Source organism: Leucobacter edaphi, from assembly GCF_016522535.1.
Taxonomy (GTDB): domain Bacteria; phylum Actinomycetota; class Actinomycetes; order Actinomycetales; family Microbacteriaceae; genus Leucobacter; species Leucobacter edaphi.
This window is the reverse complement of record NZ_JAEHOI010000006.1, coordinates 25,657-40,430: the sequence shown is the minus strand read 5'-3', so window position 1 is coordinate 40,430 and position 14,774 is coordinate 25,657. Positions and strand designations below refer to the sequence as shown.

Annotated in this window: 14 protein-coding genes; 9 read left to right on the top strand and 5 right to left on the bottom strand. The window is 70.0% G+C overall.

The window, feature by feature from the left end:
* The first annotated feature begins 142 nt into the window (after positions 1–142).
* Positions 143–1,438, top strand: coding sequence for an alpha/beta hydrolase (locus JD292_RS07195; protein ID WP_200132070.1), 1,296 nt, complete (start codon positions 143–145; stop codon positions 1,436–1,438).
* Positions 1,439–1,448: 10 nt separating this feature from the next.
* Here the strand turns inward: JD292_RS07195 and JD292_RS07190 are convergent, their stop codons facing one another.
* The 4 genes from JD292_RS07190 to JD292_RS07175 are packed head-to-tail and all read right to left on the bottom strand — an operon-like array spanning position 1,449 to position 4,978.
* Entirely contained in the window at positions 1,449–1,934 is a 486-nt protein-coding gene (locus tag JD292_RS07190; protein ID WP_200132069.1) for an aminoacyl-tRNA deacylase, read from the bottom strand.
* 52 nt (positions 1,935–1,986) lie between these two features.
* A complete protein-coding gene (locus JD292_RS07185) occupies positions 1,987–2,673 on the bottom strand; it encodes a LuxR C-terminal-related transcriptional regulator (RefSeq protein ID WP_200132068.1) in 687 nt (228 codons plus the stop codon).
* Positions 2,661–3,992 (bottom strand): sensor histidine kinase, encoded by a 1,332-nt coding sequence (locus JD292_RS07180; protein ID WP_200132067.1) that lies wholly within the window; start codon positions 3,990–3,992, stop codon positions 2,661–2,663. The genes JD292_RS07185 and JD292_RS07180 overlap by 13 nt, the downstream gene beginning before the upstream one ends.
* Complete coding sequence (locus JD292_RS07175; RefSeq protein ID WP_200132066.1) at positions 3,989–4,978, bottom strand: CPBP family intramembrane glutamic endopeptidase; 990 nt, start codon at positions 4,976–4,978, stop codon at positions 3,989–3,991. The genes JD292_RS07180 and JD292_RS07175 overlap by 4 nt, the downstream gene beginning before the upstream one ends.
* Positions 4,979–5,265: 287 nt before the next feature.
* Between JD292_RS07175 and JD292_RS07170 the strand changes: the two genes are divergently transcribed.
* Together JD292_RS07170 and JD292_RS07165 are read left to right on the top strand one after the other, a co-directional pair.
* Positions 5,266–5,580 carry a hypothetical protein gene (locus tag JD292_RS07170; protein WP_200132065.1) on the top strand — a complete coding sequence of 105 codons (315 nt, stop codon included), beginning with the start codon at positions 5,266–5,268 and terminating at the stop codon, positions 5,578–5,580.
* The gene (locus JD292_RS07165) at positions 5,573–6,040 is read left to right on the top strand and encodes a hypothetical protein (protein ID WP_200132064.1); all 468 of its coding nucleotides are present in this window, start codon (positions 5,573–5,575) and stop codon (positions 6,038–6,040) included. The genes JD292_RS07170 and JD292_RS07165 overlap by 8 nt, the downstream gene beginning before the upstream one ends.
* A 91-nt stretch (positions 6,041–6,131) precedes the next feature.
* On the opposite strand, the gene JD292_RS07160 is transcribed toward JD292_RS07165, so the two are convergent.
* A complete protein-coding gene (locus JD292_RS07160; RefSeq protein WP_200132063.1) occupies positions 6,132–7,451 on the bottom strand; it encodes a hypothetical protein in 1,320 nt (439 codons plus the stop codon).
* 146 nt (positions 7,452–7,597) lie between these two features.
* Here JD292_RS07160 and JD292_RS07155 point away from each other — a divergent pair, with 146 nt between their 5' ends.
* The 6 genes from JD292_RS07155 (at position 7,598) to JD292_RS07130 (ending at position 14,438) form a co-directional block, all read left to right on the top strand.
* Positions 7,598–9,466, top strand: coding sequence for an ABC transporter ATP-binding protein (locus tag JD292_RS07155; protein ID WP_200132062.1), 1,869 nt, complete (start codon positions 7,598–7,600; stop codon positions 9,464–9,466).
* A gap of 60 nt (positions 9,467–9,526) precedes the next feature.
* Positions 9,527–10,753, top strand: coding sequence for a pyridoxal phosphate-dependent aminotransferase (locus JD292_RS07150; RefSeq protein ID WP_200132061.1), 1,227 nt, complete (start codon positions 9,527–9,529; stop codon positions 10,751–10,753).
* A gap of 10 nt (positions 10,754–10,763) precedes the next feature.
* Positions 10,764–11,222: a 23S rRNA (pseudouridine(1915)-N(3))-methyltransferase RlmH gene (gene rlmH, locus JD292_RS07145; RefSeq protein ID WP_200132060.1), complete on the top strand. Its 459-nt coding sequence runs from the start codon at positions 10,764–10,766 to the stop codon at positions 11,220–11,222.
* 77 nt (positions 11,223–11,299) lie between these two features.
* Positions 11,300–11,941, top strand: a complete 642-nt coding sequence (locus tag JD292_RS07140) for a TetR/AcrR family transcriptional regulator (RefSeq protein ID WP_200132059.1) — start codon at positions 11,300–11,302, stop codon at positions 11,939–11,941.
* Positions 11,938–12,543 carry a P-loop NTPase family protein gene (locus JD292_RS07135; protein WP_200132058.1) on the top strand — a complete coding sequence of 202 codons (606 nt, stop codon included), beginning with the start codon at positions 11,938–11,940 and terminating at the stop codon, positions 12,541–12,543. Before JD292_RS07140 ends, JD292_RS07135 begins: the two co-directional genes overlap by 4 nt.
* Positions 12,540–14,438, top strand: a complete 1,899-nt coding sequence (locus tag JD292_RS07130; protein ID WP_200132057.1) for a YhgE/Pip domain-containing protein — start codon at positions 12,540–12,542, stop codon at positions 14,436–14,438. Before JD292_RS07135 ends, JD292_RS07130 begins: the two co-directional genes overlap by 4 nt.
* The last annotated feature ends 336 nt before the right edge of the window (positions 14,439–14,774 follow it).

The following is a 14,774-nucleotide window of genomic DNA, read 5'->3' as shown; positions in this document are numbered from 1 at the left end:
TGACCGGCGCCGGCGCTGGCGGAAATGACCCCGGGAAAGCCGGACGCGCTCCCAGGCAAATGATTGATTCGACGGTCATGCTGACACCCGCTGCCGCCCAGCACTTCCGCACTGGGCTCGAACCCCGCGAGGTGAGCCGCCGATGCCTGAGGTGCCGATCACGAACTCCGGGCTCCTCATCGGAGCCTCGCTGCTCTGCGGCTCGCTGACCGTCTACCTCCTGAGTAGCGAGACCTGGCGGCGGCTCGCCCTGACGTTCGGCGGGCTTGCCGCGGGCGGCCTGATCGGCCTCGGCGTGTTCTGGTTCGCGGTCGATGTGCGAGACCTCTTCGGGGTCACGCTCTCGGACCTGACGCGGCTGTGGGTCGTGCTCGGCTTCGCGGGGATCGGCCTCTCGATCGTCAACCTGTTCCGCACCCGCTGGTGGCGGAAGACGGTCGCTGCGATCGCGGTCGTGATCTTTGCGATGACCTCCGCACTGCAGATCAACGCTGATTTCGGGGCGTTTCAGAACCTGAGCCAGGTGTTCGGGAAGACGGATGTCGCGCCGCTTGAGGAGGTCACGGGCGAGCGCGGCGAGGTCGTCGCGGGGCTCGCCGACTTCCGGGACTGGCAGCCACCGAAGGACATGCCGGCGCACGGGCAGCGCGGGGCGGTCATGATTCCCGGCGCGACCTCCGGTTTTCCCGCGCGGCAGGCGATCGTGTGGCTTCCTCCCGCCGCCCTCGTCGATCATCCGCCAGTGCTCCCGGTGCTCATCGCGATGTCCGGCCAGCCGGGCGGGCCGTACGCGAACTTCGACTCCGGCCACATGGACGAGGCGCTGGACCGGTATCAGGCGGCGCACCACGGGATCGCGCCGATCCTCGTCGCGGCCGATCAGCTCTCAGCTGGCGACGTCAACCCGATGTGCGTCGACTCGCACACCCTCGGAAACTCGGCCAGCTACATGACCATCGACGTGCCCAACTGGGTCAGGGCGCACTACCGGGTGAGCTCCGATCCGAAGATGTGGGGACTGACCGGATTCTCGCAGGGCGGCACCTGCGTCTCCCAGTTCATGGCGGGTCACCCGGAGATCTTCGGTTCCGGGATCGCGACACTGAGCGAGATCGGTCCCCGTCTGAGCTCGATCCCCGAGGCCGTTCAGAAGGGATTCGGCGGCTCGCAGGCCGCGTTCGACGCTGCCCAGCCGATCGCGATCATGCAGGCGCACGGCCGCTATCGCGACACGATGCTCCTCTTCGGCTCGGGCGAGAAGGATCAGCGCTACACGGGGTACGCCCGCGAGCTCCACGCCGCGGCGCGGGCCGCCGGGATGCAGACCGAACTCATTCTCGAACCGGCCGGGCACGATTGGCACACCACGCAGGCGGTCTTCGACCGGGCCTTTCCCCTGATGGCGGCGCGCATGGGGATCGATCGCGTCGGTCGCTGAGTATGGCGCCTCAGCGGCCAGCGGGGTCTTCCGGCACCGTAATGTCCGCGACGATCGCGCCGTAGGCGCCGATCAGCTCGTCGGCGTCGACGAAGAGGCTGTGCCCGTGCGCGCCAGCGCCGAGGGCGACCCTGCGGCCGACGATCGTCTCGTCGGCGTAGACGGGCCACGCCGTCGTGCTGCCGATCGGGGTGATCGTGCCGCGCTCGAAACCGGTGGCCTCGAGCGCGAGCGCCGGCTCGGGCATGCGGAGCTTGTTGACGCCAACGAGCGCGCGCAGTTTCGGCCACGAGATCGCGCGGCCGCCCGGCACGAGCGCGAAGAGGTAGCTGCCGTCCGATCGCTTCACGACCAGGGTTTTCACGATCTCGAACGGCGCGATCCCCAGGAGTGCCGCCGCCTCCTCGAGCGAGTTCGCGTCGGGGCGTTCCCGGATATCGATGTCGAGGCCGCGCTCCGCGGCTGCGGCGCGGACGCGGTCGAGGGAATCGGACATGCTGGCTCCTCGGGAATCGGTGATGCCCCATCCTCGCAGAAGGGGCTGGGCTTCAGGCGCCGAGGTAGGCGAGCACGGCGAGCACGCGGCGGTTGTCGGTTCCGCTGGGCGGGAGGCCGAGCTTGTCGAAGATCGCGGAGATGTGCTTCGTCGTCGCGCTCTCGCTGAGGAACAGCCGCTCGCCGATGGCGGCGTTCGAGCGGCCCTCGGCGAGGAGCTGTATCACCTCGGTCTCGCGGGGCGTGAGCGCGGCGAGGCCCGACGAGCGTCCCTGCCCGTCTCCTGTCCGTCGGCCCGGCGTCTGCTCGGTGGCATCGCCCCCGATCAGCGAGGCGATCACGGTCGGATCGATGACCGTCCCGCCGTCGGCGACGCGCTGCATCGCGTCGAGGAACTCGCGCGGATCCGAGACCCGATCCTTGAGGAGATAGCCGACCCCGCCCGCGCCGTCGGTGAGGAGCTCCCGCACGTAGAGCCGCTCGACGTACTGCGAGAACAGCAGCACGGGCAGCCCTGGGCGGGCGGAACGTGCGGCGAGCGCGGCGCGCAGGCCCTCGTCGGTGCCGGTCGGCGGCATACGGATGTCGACGACCGCGAGGTCGGCGTCCCACTCCGCAAACACCCGCTCGAGTTCCGGGCCGCTCGCCACGGACGCCACGACCTCGTGCCCCGAGGCCTTGAGCAGCAGCGCGAGCCCCTCGCGGAGCATCGCGAGGTCCTCCGCGATCACGACCCGCACGGGACCTCCACGGTGATCCGGGTCGGGCCGCCCGCGGGGCTCGACACCGTCAGCGTGCCGTCGAAGGCCGCGAGCCGCTCGGCGAGGCCGGCGAGGCCGTGGCCCGGCGTCTCCCGCGCCCCGCCAGCGCCGTCGTCGAGCACGACGAGCTGCAGGCGCTCCGGCGATTCGGTCGCCGTGACCGTGATCCGTTCGGCGCGCGCGTGCTTCAGGGCGTTCGTGACGAGCTCGCGCGCGGCGAAATACACCGCGGACTCGATGTCGGGGGCGTAATTCCCGCTCAGGGCCGCGTACGCCGTGACCGAGGTGGAGCCGGGACCCGCGGAGCCGGAGGCGATGGCGAGGTCCTCGAGTGCGGCGGCGAGCCCCCGATCGGCGAGCACCGGCGGCCTGATCCCCCGCATCAGCGCCCGCAGTTCGTCGAGCGCGGCTGAGGCGTCCCCGCGGGCCTCCTCCACGATCGCGCGCGCCCGATCCGGATCCGAGTCCCACAGCGCGTCGGCCGTGCCGAGTCGCAGGCCGATCGTCGCGAGCTGCGCCTGCGTGCCGTCGTGCACCTCGCGCTCGATCCGCTTGAGCTCGGCGGCCGCGTCGCGTCGCGAACCCGCGCGGCTGCGGGTGAGCTGATCGACGCGGGCGCGGAGTTCGGTGCGCCTGCTTCCGATCGCAGCCGAGGAGAGGCGCGCGTGCTGGCGAAGCCAGAACGTCGCGGTCAGCCATCCGACGATGACGAGCAGGAGGCCGAGGGTCATCGCCGCGACCAGGCTCATGCCGTCGGCGACCCGCACCCACAGGTACCACTCGTCCGGTTGCCAGCCCATGATCACGGTGAGCAGTGGCGCGACGAGGAGGCCGCGCAGGCCCTCACCGATGAGGAGGAGCGGCATGGTCGCCACGATGATCCCGACGAGCGACTCGACGAGTCCCCACCACAGGAGCTGCCAGGCCTCCTCCGAGGCGAGGAGGCGGATGCCCTCGGTGCGACGGAGCTTCTCCAGGACACCGTCCGCGGGGTCCGCGGGTTCTTCCGGGCGCGCGGGCAACTCCGGGAGCCTGAGCGGGCGGCCGAGGTACGGCTCGCACCGGGCCGAGACGCGCACGAGTTGCCGGTGGAGCGCCCGGTACAGCGCCGGGAGGACGAGCAGCCCGACCCAGAGCCACGACAGCCCGATGGCGGTCGCGATTCCGAGGATCAGGACCGCCACGTACAGCAGTTCGCCCAGCAGGATCAGCGCGTCGAGAAGCGCGCGGCCGCGGGCGCGAACCCGGTCGGCGAGGCGGTTCTGCCGCGCGCTGGGGGGCGTGGGCTGCGCGGTCATGCGTCCATCTTTCCACTGGGAGCGTATTCCGTGACGGAGGGTACGGCCGCGAGTTTTCCCCGCGGGGCGGGGGAGGTCGCCGCGCGAGCCGCCGCTCGCAGCGATCCCTGAACCGAGCCCCGGGCCGCCTGCCGCGCGCGGAACCGCTGCGCCGCGAGCACCGCGAGGCCGAAGGGCAGCAGGTAGAGGATGGGCAGCGGGATCGCGCCGCGCGTCGCCGCCTCCTGGTCGAGGCCGAGGAACAGGGTGATGTTCACGATGCCGTGCATCACGCCGGCGATGATCCCGCGCTGCAGGGGGTTCCCCACGGCGATCTTGCCGTACACGATCGACAGGCCGACGCAGGAGAGGGTGAACATGATCGTCGAGAGCACGCTCGCGAAGATCTGCACGTGCCAGAACGACCACAGCACGCCCGTCACGATGCAGGACGCGAGCCAGTTCATCCGCGTCGCGAGCAGCGGCTGCAGGAAGCCGTGCCAGCCGATCTCCTCGCCGATCGCGCCGACAATCTGCAGCGCGACGAATAGCGCGACGAGCCAGCCGGAGTGGAACGGCTGATCCGAGCGAAGATCCTGGGTCAGGGCTGCCGTCGCGAGCAGCATGGCGGCGTAGCCGGCGATCGCGAGCAGGGCGATGCCGAGGCGCCCCCAGGCTCGACGATGCGAGACCCGCGGCGGGAGAAATACGCTGCGCCGCACCCGGGGCAGCGCGAACAGCAGGAGCAGACCGATCGTCGGTGCGAACTGGACAATCTGGATCAGATCCGGATCGATGCCCGCGAACTGCTGGATCACGTTGAGCGCGCCCGAGACGAGCAGGGTGACCACGTACCAGGCGCAGACGATCGCGAGCACGGGACGGTCGCGCGCCGGGACGCGGCGCCGGGATGCGCCGCCCGGATCCGCGCCGCGCCGTGTCGGGGCTGGCGCGACGTCTGATTCGGTCTGCGGTGCGGAGGGGTGCCTGGGGCGGATGTTGTGCATGCTTCCAGGGTTCCGTCGGGAGCGAGCCGGCACCACGCAGAAAAGTCCCCGGTCAGGGTGGGGGAAACTGCACTATTCGCCTGAAAAAGACCACAGGGCTAGCGTCTCGGCCACACGGTGAGCGGTCCAGCCTGGGACCCGCTTCGGATAGGCCTCACAAGCTTCACCGGCATCATGACTTCGCTGGACCGGATCTTCGTTGGCGACCGCGACGTGCGAATATCCCAATCAGTCCGCAACTGTGTCCTGAACCTGGAACCACCAAACCACCGGGAAGGAGTCCCCGCATGAAGCAGCCCAGTGCGCGGCAAGTCTTTACGGGGGAGGCGCTCATCCACGGGGTGATGTGGACCCGTACTTCACCGACGCACTCGTGGAGTGCGCAAGCCACTTCCGGTACGGAAGCGACCGTTCTGAACCGGCTGAAAGCTGACAGCGTCTTCTGGCGCGAAAGGCCATCACTTGGCAGTGGCGTTTACGCCACCACACACCCGAAGACCCTGGCGGCGGACAGCGCCCACACGAACGGTCAGTCTCCATACGCGGCCGACAAACGTGCCCGCCAACTCACGGCGGCTCATGATTCGACCGCGCATGTCTGAGCGTCTCGGGCCCCTCACTGCGACGAGCGAGGGCCTCGCTATCGGCGACGTTCCCGGACGCAACGTGCTCCTTGCCCGCCAGCGGATCGTGTACCGCGATGGGGAAGTTGCCCTGGAGCAGTTTTCATGGGAGTCCCTGGAACGCCTGGATCTGAAAGTGCCCGTTACGCGATGGCTGCATCCCTGGATCGGCGACTTCGTACTGCCGCTCGCGTTCGCGGCGGTGGCATGGGTCATCGAAATGCCTGAACCGAAGACGGTCTCGCTTGAAGTGAGTAGTGGGGATTTACGCCGATCCTTCGAACTCGCGCCCCACCACGCCGTCGGCTACTCGCGGACAGGGGCGCGCCGCGCTCAGGCACTTGTCCGCGATCTTCTCGGCAGCGCGGACCTCCGCCGGGACCTTGATGACTCGCGGTCGCTGCTGAGACAGGTCCGACCGCCGAATCCAAACTGGTAGGGCCCGCGCCCGCGGGCGCAGCGATCCGCCGGGTGCGAGCCAACACCACGGATAAAAGCCCCGGTCAGGGTGGGGGAAACTGCACTATTCGCTAGCGGAACCCGCGCGGCAGGTGGACCGTCGTGACGGCGGTGTCGCTGCTCACGTTGCGGGTGACGAGGAAGCCCCCGGAGAAGGAGGGCGCCAGGTTGGTGCCCGCTTCCGTGTCGAAGGCGGTGTCGATCCGGCCCACCTCGCTGCCGTCGTTCTTGAGGATCTTGAGCGTGTCGCCGAGGGCTGTCGGGCTGACGGCGACGGTTGATCCGTCTGCCGTGACGCCCCAGTACGCCGTGCCGACGCTGAAGTCGGTGAACGGGGCGCCCGTCGCGGTGAAGACGTAGTCGAGGGGGGCTTCGAGTGCCGAGAGCACCGGTGCGCCCGTCCGGTCGACCGCGAGCGGAGCGGACGGATCCGCGAAGGACTGCAGCGCGTACCGGGCGCCCGCCGCGACCGAGGGCAGCCTCGGGGCCGCGGGAGGGAGAGAACCGAACTGCACGGCTTCGCCGGAGAAGCGGTACGCGCGTGCGGCGCTCTCTGACTCCGATCGGTAGGCGTAGCCGTCGCGCGCCCACGACACCTCGCTGAGTGCCCGGGGCTGGAAGGTCGTGCGGGTCGAGCCCGTTTTCGCGTCGAGCACCCAGGCCCGCTCGGTGCTTTCGCAGCCGATTGCCTCGCCGAGGAGCAGGCAGCGGGCCTTGATGGTGTCGGCGGGAACGGGTTCTGACCACTCGACGGCGCCGTCTGGGGTGATCGCCGTGATCTTGTTGGCGTCGCGGTCCTGCAGGAGCACGACGAGCCGTGACTCGTCCGCCCCGATGAGCTCGACGTGCCCGGAGTATTCGGTGAGGGCCTCTGACGTGATCCGCGCGGTGCCGGTGCGGGGATCCACGAGCTCGGCCGTGAGCTCGTGCTTTCCGCCCGGCTTGGCCGTGCGGACGCTGAGCAGGGCCGCGTCGGCGGTCGTGGCGTCCTCGCCGCAGGCGGTCTGGTCCCGCTGCCACAGCTGCTTTCCCGTCGCGAGGTCGGTTCCGGTGGCGTGCACGCTCGTGGCGGTCGTGGCGGAGGTGACGGCGACGCCGTCGGCGATCCCGCACAGATCCTCCGGCGACTCCCACGTCTCGCCGAGGCCGTCGGCGTAGCCGGGGTGGAGCCAGGCGCTGTCGGGTGCCGCGGGGGCACTCGTTCGCGACGCATCCCCGCCATCCTGCTCGCCGTCCGGCCCGATCCCCGGCGGGGGCCCGCCGACGAGGGTCCGAACGCCTCCCGCGACGAGGATGCAGCCGGACAGTGAGAGGCCGAGGGCCGTCGCGAGGGCGAGGGCGAGCGCACCCGCGCGGGCGGCGCGTCGCCTTCCCGGAATCTGGTGGCTCATCAGCTGTTCCTCCACTGGGGTCAGATAGCAGCACCCTAGCCGACGGCCGCGGCAGCGCGCGCGGGCGCAGCGCGCGGGGTATTCCCTCGTTCCGCGCTGGGCGGAAGCGTCGCCACCGGACCTGACCAGGGACTATCCTCCGAATCATGAGTATGAGCGGTGGTGGCGGGCGCGGGACGCGAGTGTCCGGCGGCGACATCGCCGCGCAGAAGGAGCGCAACCGGGAGGCGCCGGTCATCGCGAACCTCGGTGGCCGGATCGCCGCGCTGTTCCGGCCGTATCGCGCAGCGCTCGCGGTGATCATCGGCCTCGTGCTGATCACGGCCGCGCTCGGAATCCTGCCGCCCCTGCTCACCCAGCGGGTCTTCGACGACGGCCTCTTCCCCAAGGCGGGCGGCCCGAACCTCCCGGTCCTCGGCTGGCTCGTCGGCGCGATGATTCTCGTGTTCGTGCTGTCCTCCGGGATTGGGATCTGGCAGACCTTCCTCACGGCGCGGGTGGGCAACCGCGTGATGGGCGATCTGCGGGTCAAGCTGTTCGCGCACCTGCAGGCCATGGAGCTGGGGTTCTTCACCCGCACGAAGACGGGTGTGATCCAGTCGCGGCTGCAGAACGACGTCGGCGGCGTCGCGAACGTGCTCACGAACACGGTGTCGAACATCGTCGGCAACACGGTCACGGTGATCGCGGCGGCCGTGGCGATGGTGCTGCTGAGCTGGCAGCTCACGATCATCGCGCTCATTCTGCTGCCGGTGCTCGTATTCGCGCAGCGTCGCGTCGGTCAGGTGCGGGCGCGGATCGCGGGGCGCACGCAGGAGTCGCTGTCGGAGATGTCGGCGATCACGCAGGAGGCGCTGTCGGTGTCGGGCGTGCTGCTCGCGAAGACGTATTCGAGGCAGGGCGCGGAGACGGAGCGCTACGCCGCGGAGAATCGCACGCAGATCGAGCTGCAGGTGAAGCAGACGATGAGCGGGCAGGTGTTCTTCGCCGTTGTGCAGGTGTTCCTGTCGGCGGTTCCCGCGATCGTGTACCTCGTCTCGGGCTGGATCATGGCGCGGGCGCAGGGGACCGGGTACGACCCGGGGATCACGGCAGGCACGATCGTCGCGTTCACGACAGTGCAGTCGCGGCTGCTCTTCCCGCTGATGGCGCTGATGCGGATCGCGCTCGACCTGCAGACCTCGAAAGCCCTGTTCGCGCGCATCTTCGAGTATCTGGATCTGCGGCCAGCGATCGTCGACGCGCCCGATGCTGCGGAGCCGTCGGACGAGCCGGGTCTCGCTGGCCGCGTCGAGTTCACGGACGTGACGTTCCGGTACCCGGACGTCGGTCTGGACGATCGCCCGACCCTCGACCGGGTCTCGTTTCACGTGGAACCCGGGGAGTTCGTCGCGTTCGTCGGCGCGTCGGGCTCGGGGAAAACGACGATCGGGAACCTCGTGCCGCGGCTCTACGACGCGAGCTCTGGCACCGTGAGCTACGCCGGAACCGACGTGCGCGACCTCAAACAGGAGTCCCTCATGGACCGGATCGGCGTCGTCACCCAGGAGCCCTACCTCTTCCACGCGTCGATCGCCGCGAACCTCCGCTACGGACGCCCCGACGCGACCCAGGAGGAGCTCGAGACGGCCGCCAGGCTCGCGAACATCCACGACACGATCGAGAGCTTCGCCGACGGCTACGACACGGTCGTCGGCGAGCGCGGCTACCGCCTCTCGGGCGGTGAGAAGCAGCGCATCGCGATCGCGCGCGTGCTCCTCAAGAACCCGAACGTGCTCGTGCTCGACGAGGCGACGAGCGCGCTCGACACGGTCAACGAGCGGGCCGTCCAGCGCGCCCTCGACGACGCGCGCAGCGGCCGCACCACGATCGCGATCGCGCACCGGCTCTCCACCGTGGTGGACGCCGACCGGATCTACGTCGTCGGCGCAGGACGAATCCTCGAGCAGGGCACCCACGCCGAGCTCCTCGCGCTCGGCGGCAGCTACGCCGAGCTCTACGCGCAGCAGCAGTAGGGTTGGGGCCGCGCGGCGAATGGGCTGCGACCCGGCGGGCCGGAGCAGTACACTCACCGCGTGAACGCCATCACCCAGTCCAGCAAGCTCGCGGGGGTCCGCTACGACGTGCGGGGCCCGATCCTGCAGGAGGCCGAACGCCTCGAACGCGCGGGCAGGCAGATCCTGAAACTCAACATCGGGAATCCGGCGCCGTTCGGATTCGAGGCGCCGCCCGAGATCGTCGAGGCCGTCAGGCGCGCGCTCCCCGTGGCCCAGGGCTACAGCGACTCGCGGGGCATCCTCCCCGCACGCGAGGCGGTCGCAGCGTACTACGCGGGGGTGGGGGTGCCCGACATCGGGCCGGATGACGTGATCATCGGCAACGGCGTCAGCGAACTCATCTCGCTCGTCCTGCAGGCCCTCGTCGGACCGGGCGACGAGATCCTCGTCCCCGCACCCGACTACCCGCTGTGGACCGCGCAGGTCACTCTCTCCGGCGGGCGGGCCGTGCACTACCCGTGCGACGAGTCGAACGGCTGGATGCCCGATCTCGCCGCGGTCGAGGCCCTCATCACGCCCGCGACCAAGGGGCTCGTGCTCATCAACCCGAACAATCCCACCGGTGCGGTCTACTCGGCGGAACTCGTCCGCGGCTTCGCCGCGATCGCCGAGCGGCACGGCCTCGTGCTCATGTCGGACGAGATCTACGAGCACATCCGCTACGACGGTGCGCACCACGAGCACTCAGCGCCGCACGCGACGGGCACCCTCTGCCTCACCTTCGGCGGCCTGTCCAAGGCGCAACGCGTTGCCGGGTACCGGGCCGGGTGGCTGCTCGTCTCCGGCGACCGGGAACTCGGGCGCGACTTCCTCGAGGGGCTCACCCTGCTCGCGAACATGCGGATGTGCTCCAACGCGCCGGCCCAGTTCGCCATTCCGGCGGCGTTCTCCGAGGCCTCGCTGTGGACGGGGATCGCTGAGCTGTGCGCGCCGGGAGGGCGACTCCGCGAGCAGCGGGACACGGCCCACCGTCTGCTCACCGAGATTCCGGGGGTGAGCTGCGTGGCGCCGAGCGGGGCCCTGTACCTGTTCCCCCGGCTCGATCCCGAGCGCTACCCGATCGCCGACGATCAGGAATTCGTGATCGAGCTGTTGCGGGCGACCAGCGTCCTCGTGACGAACGGCCGGGGCTTCAACCTGCCCACACCCGACCACCTCCGCTTCGTCTCGCTTCCGGCGGTGTCGGTGCTGAGCGAGGCCATCGGCAGGATCGCCGAGCACCTCGACGCGATCAGGATCGACTGAGGAGTCCCAGATGAGCGTACGGATTTTCGCCGTTGGAAAGAAGCATGAGAGCTGGGTTTCCGAGGGGATCGGCCGCTACGAGAAGCGGCTGCGCAAGCCCTTCGATGCGTCGTGGCAGTTGCTCTCGCACTCGTCGCGGAATGGCGAGGCCGCGCGCGCGGAGGAATCCGAGCGGATCCTCGCGAAGCTCGGGCGCGACGAGTTCGTCCTGCTGCTGGACGAGCGCGGCAGGAACGTGGATTCGCTGGCGCTCGCCGCGACCCTGCGCGGGGCGTTTGACGCGGGACGCTCGGTGACGGTGCTGATCGGCGGGGCGTTCGGGGTGGACGATCGGGTGCGATCGCGCGCGGACTTCGTGTGGAGCCTGTCGAAGCTCGTGTTCCCGCATCAGCTCGTGCGCCTGATCCTCGCGGAGCAGCTGTACCGGGCGCAGGAAATCGCCGCGGGGCGGCCCTACCATCACGTCTAAGTTCCCGTTCCTGACAGTTTTCTTCGCCCTGCGCGAATAACGTGCACAATGGTGTGCAAGTTATTACACTGGTGGTCATGAGTACCACCACCCCCGCGCGTCGCCGCGATGCCGAGGCCAATCGCGAAGCGATCCTCGAGGCCGCCGAGCGCATCATCTCCGGCGATCCGGCGGCGTCGATCGACCTGATCGCCCGCGGCGCAGGCCTCACCCGCCGCGCCGTCTACGGCCACTTCGCCGACCGCACCGCGCTCGTCCACGAGGTCATCGCGCGCTGCGCCGAACGCATCGCCGGCATTGCCGTGCGCAACCGCGCCGAGTCCCTCGCCTCCGACCCCATCCTCGCGATCGCCGACCTCGCCGACGCGCTCTGGCGCGAGGCCGATCGCATCCGCGTCGTCGCCGCCCTCGCCCGCGATGGCGAGCACGGCGACGCCGTGAACGAGGCGCTCCGGCCGCTCCGCGAGCGCCTGCTCGAGGTCTGCCGCACCGGCCGGGACCAGAACGTCGTCCGTGCCGACCTGCCCGCCGTGCAGACCGCGCGCCTCCTCGAGGAGGTCGCCCGCGGGGCGATCCTCGGCACCGATGACTCGGACCCGCAGCACTTCCCCACGGCCTCTCTCGCCGTGCTCGGCGCCGCCGGCTGCGGCTGGCGCGAGGCGGACGCCGCACTCACCCGCCGCGCTGCCCTCCGTCAGGAACGGCAGGCCGCCGCGTGATCATCGAGCTGAAAGACGTCGCGAAGGGCGGCAAGTCGCGCGCGCTCCCGCCCACGAGCGTGGAGTTCCGCACGGGAGAGGCGACGCTCGTGCAGGCCGAAACCGAGCAGCGACCCACCGTGCTCGGGCTCATCGCGACCGGGCGCATGCGGCCCGACTCTGGCGAGGTGCTCGTCGACGGCAAGCGGGACACCCGGCGCCTGCGCCGCGCGTGCGCGCTCGTCGACGCCCCGATCGTGAGCGAACCCGACGCGGAGGTCCCCTCGGTGGGCGTCGTCACCGAAGAACTCATGTTCGCCGGCAACGCCGCGAACCCCATCACTGCCCGCCGCTGGATGGCCGACCACGATTTCGCGGACCTCACCATGGTCCCGATCGGCCAGGTCGAGCCGTCGCGACGCATCCGCATGCTCGCGGAACTCGCCGCCGATCGACCCGGCGTCGAGGCGCTCGTGATCGTCGCCCCCGATCGCCACGGCGGACGACCGCGCGCCTGGTGGCGCGTCGCCGAGGACCTCGCGGAGCGCGGCTACGCCGTGCTCGTGGTCGCCGGCCGCGCCTCGTGGGAGAACCTGACCGGAGAAGTTGAGGCCGTCGTATGAAAATCTTCCAGATCGTCACCGCCGAATTCCGGCGTCTCCTGTCCACCAAGATGTCCGTGCTCGCGCTCGTCGCGCTCATCTGCGTGCCGATCCTCTACGGCGGCCTGTACCTCTGGGCCAACCAGGACCCTTACGCGAAGCTCACGAACGTCCCCGTCGCACTCATCGTCGAGGACGAGGGCGCGAACGTCGCGGGAAAGCACCGCACCATCGGGCGTGAGGTCGCCGACGAACTCCTGAAGAGCGACACCTTCGACTGGCACGACGTCGACGAGCGCACCGCCAAGGCTGGGCTCGACGACGGCGGCTACGACTTCGCCGTCAAGATTCCCGCCGACTTCACCGAGTCGATCACCTCGATCCAGGGCAAGGACCCGCACGCCGCCGACATCGTGCTGCTCACGAACGACGCGAACAACTACCTCGCCTCCACGATCGGCAAGCAGGCCGTCGAGAAGATCCGCACCACCGTCGCCGAGAAGGTCGTCGACGAGGCTGGCCTCACGATGCTCGACGCCCTGAACACGATCCGGATCAGCCTCGTCGACGCCGCCAAGGGCGCTGGTCAGCTGCACGACGGCCTCGGCGACGCCGTCGACGGCGCGGGCAAACTGCACGATGGCGCCTCGAAACTGGCTGATGGCAACGCCCAGATCCACGACGGGGCGAAGCAGCTCGCGGCGGGCAACGCGCAGCTCTCCGACGGGCTCGTCACGCTCACGGACGGCGCCCAGCAGGTGCACGGAGGCACGGCGAAGCTCGCCCAGATCGCCGACTCGATCGACGACGAAGTGCAGGGCGCAGCAGGCAAGCTCCCCGGCGTTCGCACCGACATCCAGAAGCGGCTCACGGATCGCGGCTACACGCAGGCCGAAGTGAACGACGTGCTCGCCGCAATCGACCCGATCGGCAGCGACCTCACCGCCGCGGCCGGCCGCGTGCAGAACGCCCGCTCCGAGATCGATCGCCTGAACAGCGGCGCCGATCAGGTCGCCGGCGGAGCGGCGCAGCTCTCCGCCGGAGCCAAGACCGCGGCGAGCGGATCGGCGCAGCTCGCGGACGCCACGGGCACGGCGGCGGCCGGATCGGCCGAGCTCCGCGACGGCATCGGGACCCTGCAGACGGGACTCAAAACCGCAGAGGACGGCGCGGGGAAGCTCGCGACGGGCCTTTCCGACGGCGCGAAGAAGATCCCGGACACCGACGAGGCGACCCGAAAGGCGCAGGCCAAGACGCTCGCGGATCCGGTCTCGATCTCGAACAACGCGATCACGCAGGCCCAGAACTACGGGGCGGGGCTCGCCCCGTTCTTCGCCGCGCTCGCGGCGTGGATCGGCATCTACGCGCTGTTCCTCATCGTGAAGCCGATCTCGAAGCGCGCCGTGACAGCGTTGAACGCCCCGATCAGAGTCACGATCGCGGGGTGGGCGACCCCCGCGCTGCTCGGCGCGCTCCAGATGCTCGGACTGTTCGGCGTGCTCGCGATCACGCTCGGGTTCCAGTTCGCGAATCCGCTCGCGACGTTCGGATTGCTCGTGCTCGCCTCGGCGACGTACACCGCGATCATTCTCGCCCTCAACGTGTGGCTCGGTTCCGTCGGGCAGTTCATCGGCCTGATCCTGATGGTGCTGCAGCTCGTCACCGCGGGCGGCACCTTCCCGTGGCAGACGCTGCCGGCCCCGCTCGCCTCCCTGCACCACATCCTCCCGATGGGGTACGTGGTGGACGCGATGCGGCAGGTCATGTACAGCGGAGCGGGCTGGGATCGCGTGGGCGCCGACATCGGCGTGATCGTGATCTGGCTGCTCGCGGCGCTGCTGGCCGCGGTGATCGGCGTGGGCCGGATGACGCGGCGGCAGACGCTGCGGGATCTGCAGCCGAGCCTGATCGGGTAGTTTTCGGCGGGAGCCGGGCTGTTTCCCGGCGGTGCGGGGCGTGCTGCTGGCGCGCGTCCCGCACCGTTCCCGCACCCCTCATGAATGTCAGTGGTCACCCGTACCCTGGCCGCATGAATCCCTTCCGCATCTCCACCCGGTTGCAGGCGCCAGCGCGTCAGCGGCCGGGTGGCCGTGCGCCCGGGCGGGAGGTCTTGCCGCTGCGCGCGGCAGCGGGGCCCTCCTCCGGCAGTGAGGGATCGGGCGGACCGGGGTCTGCTGCGTCTGCGTCTGTCCCGTCTGCGTCTGCCAGGTCTGCGTCTGCTGCGTCCACGCCGGCTTCGCCGCAGCCCCATG

Excerpts from the sequence above, each read along its gene's own strand:
- JD292_RS07195 (WP_200132070.1), top strand. The coding sequence starts at position 143 with ATGCCTGAGGTGCCGATCACGAACTCCGGGCTCCTCATCGGAGCCTCG.
- JD292_RS07190 (WP_200132069.1), bottom strand. The coding sequence starts at position 1,934 with ATGTCCGATTCCCTCGACCGCGTCCGCGCCGCAGCCGCGGAGCGCGGC.
- JD292_RS07180 (WP_200132067.1), bottom strand. The coding sequence starts at position 3,992 with ATGACCGCGCAGCCCACGCCCCCCAGCGCGCGGCAGAACCGCCTCGCC.
- JD292_RS07175 (WP_200132066.1), bottom strand. The coding sequence starts at position 4,978 with ATGCACAACATCCGCCCCAGGCACCCCTCCGCACCGCAGACCGAATCA.
- JD292_RS07170 (WP_200132065.1), top strand. The coding sequence starts at position 5,266 with ATGAAGCAGCCCAGTGCGCGGCAAGTCTTTACGGGGGAGGCGCTCATC.
- JD292_RS07165 (WP_200132064.1), top strand. The coding sequence starts at position 5,573 with ATGTCTGAGCGTCTCGGGCCCCTCACTGCGACGAGCGAGGGCCTCGCT.
- JD292_RS07160 (WP_200132063.1), bottom strand. The coding sequence starts at position 7,451 with ATGAGCCACCAGATTCCGGGAAGGCGACGCGCCGCCCGCGCGGGTGCG.
- JD292_RS07155 (WP_200132062.1), top strand. The coding sequence starts at position 7,598 with ATGAGTATGAGCGGTGGTGGCGGGCGCGGGACGCGAGTGTCCGGCGGC.
- rlmH (WP_200132060.1), top strand. The coding sequence starts at position 10,764 with ATGAGCGTACGGATTTTCGCCGTTGGAAAGAAGCATGAGAGCTGGGTT.
- JD292_RS07140 (WP_200132059.1), top strand. The coding sequence starts at position 11,300 with ATGAGTACCACCACCCCCGCGCGTCGCCGCGATGCCGAGGCCAATCGC.
- JD292_RS07130 (WP_200132057.1), top strand. The coding sequence starts at position 12,540 with ATGAAAATCTTCCAGATCGTCACCGCCGAATTCCGGCGTCTCCTGTCC.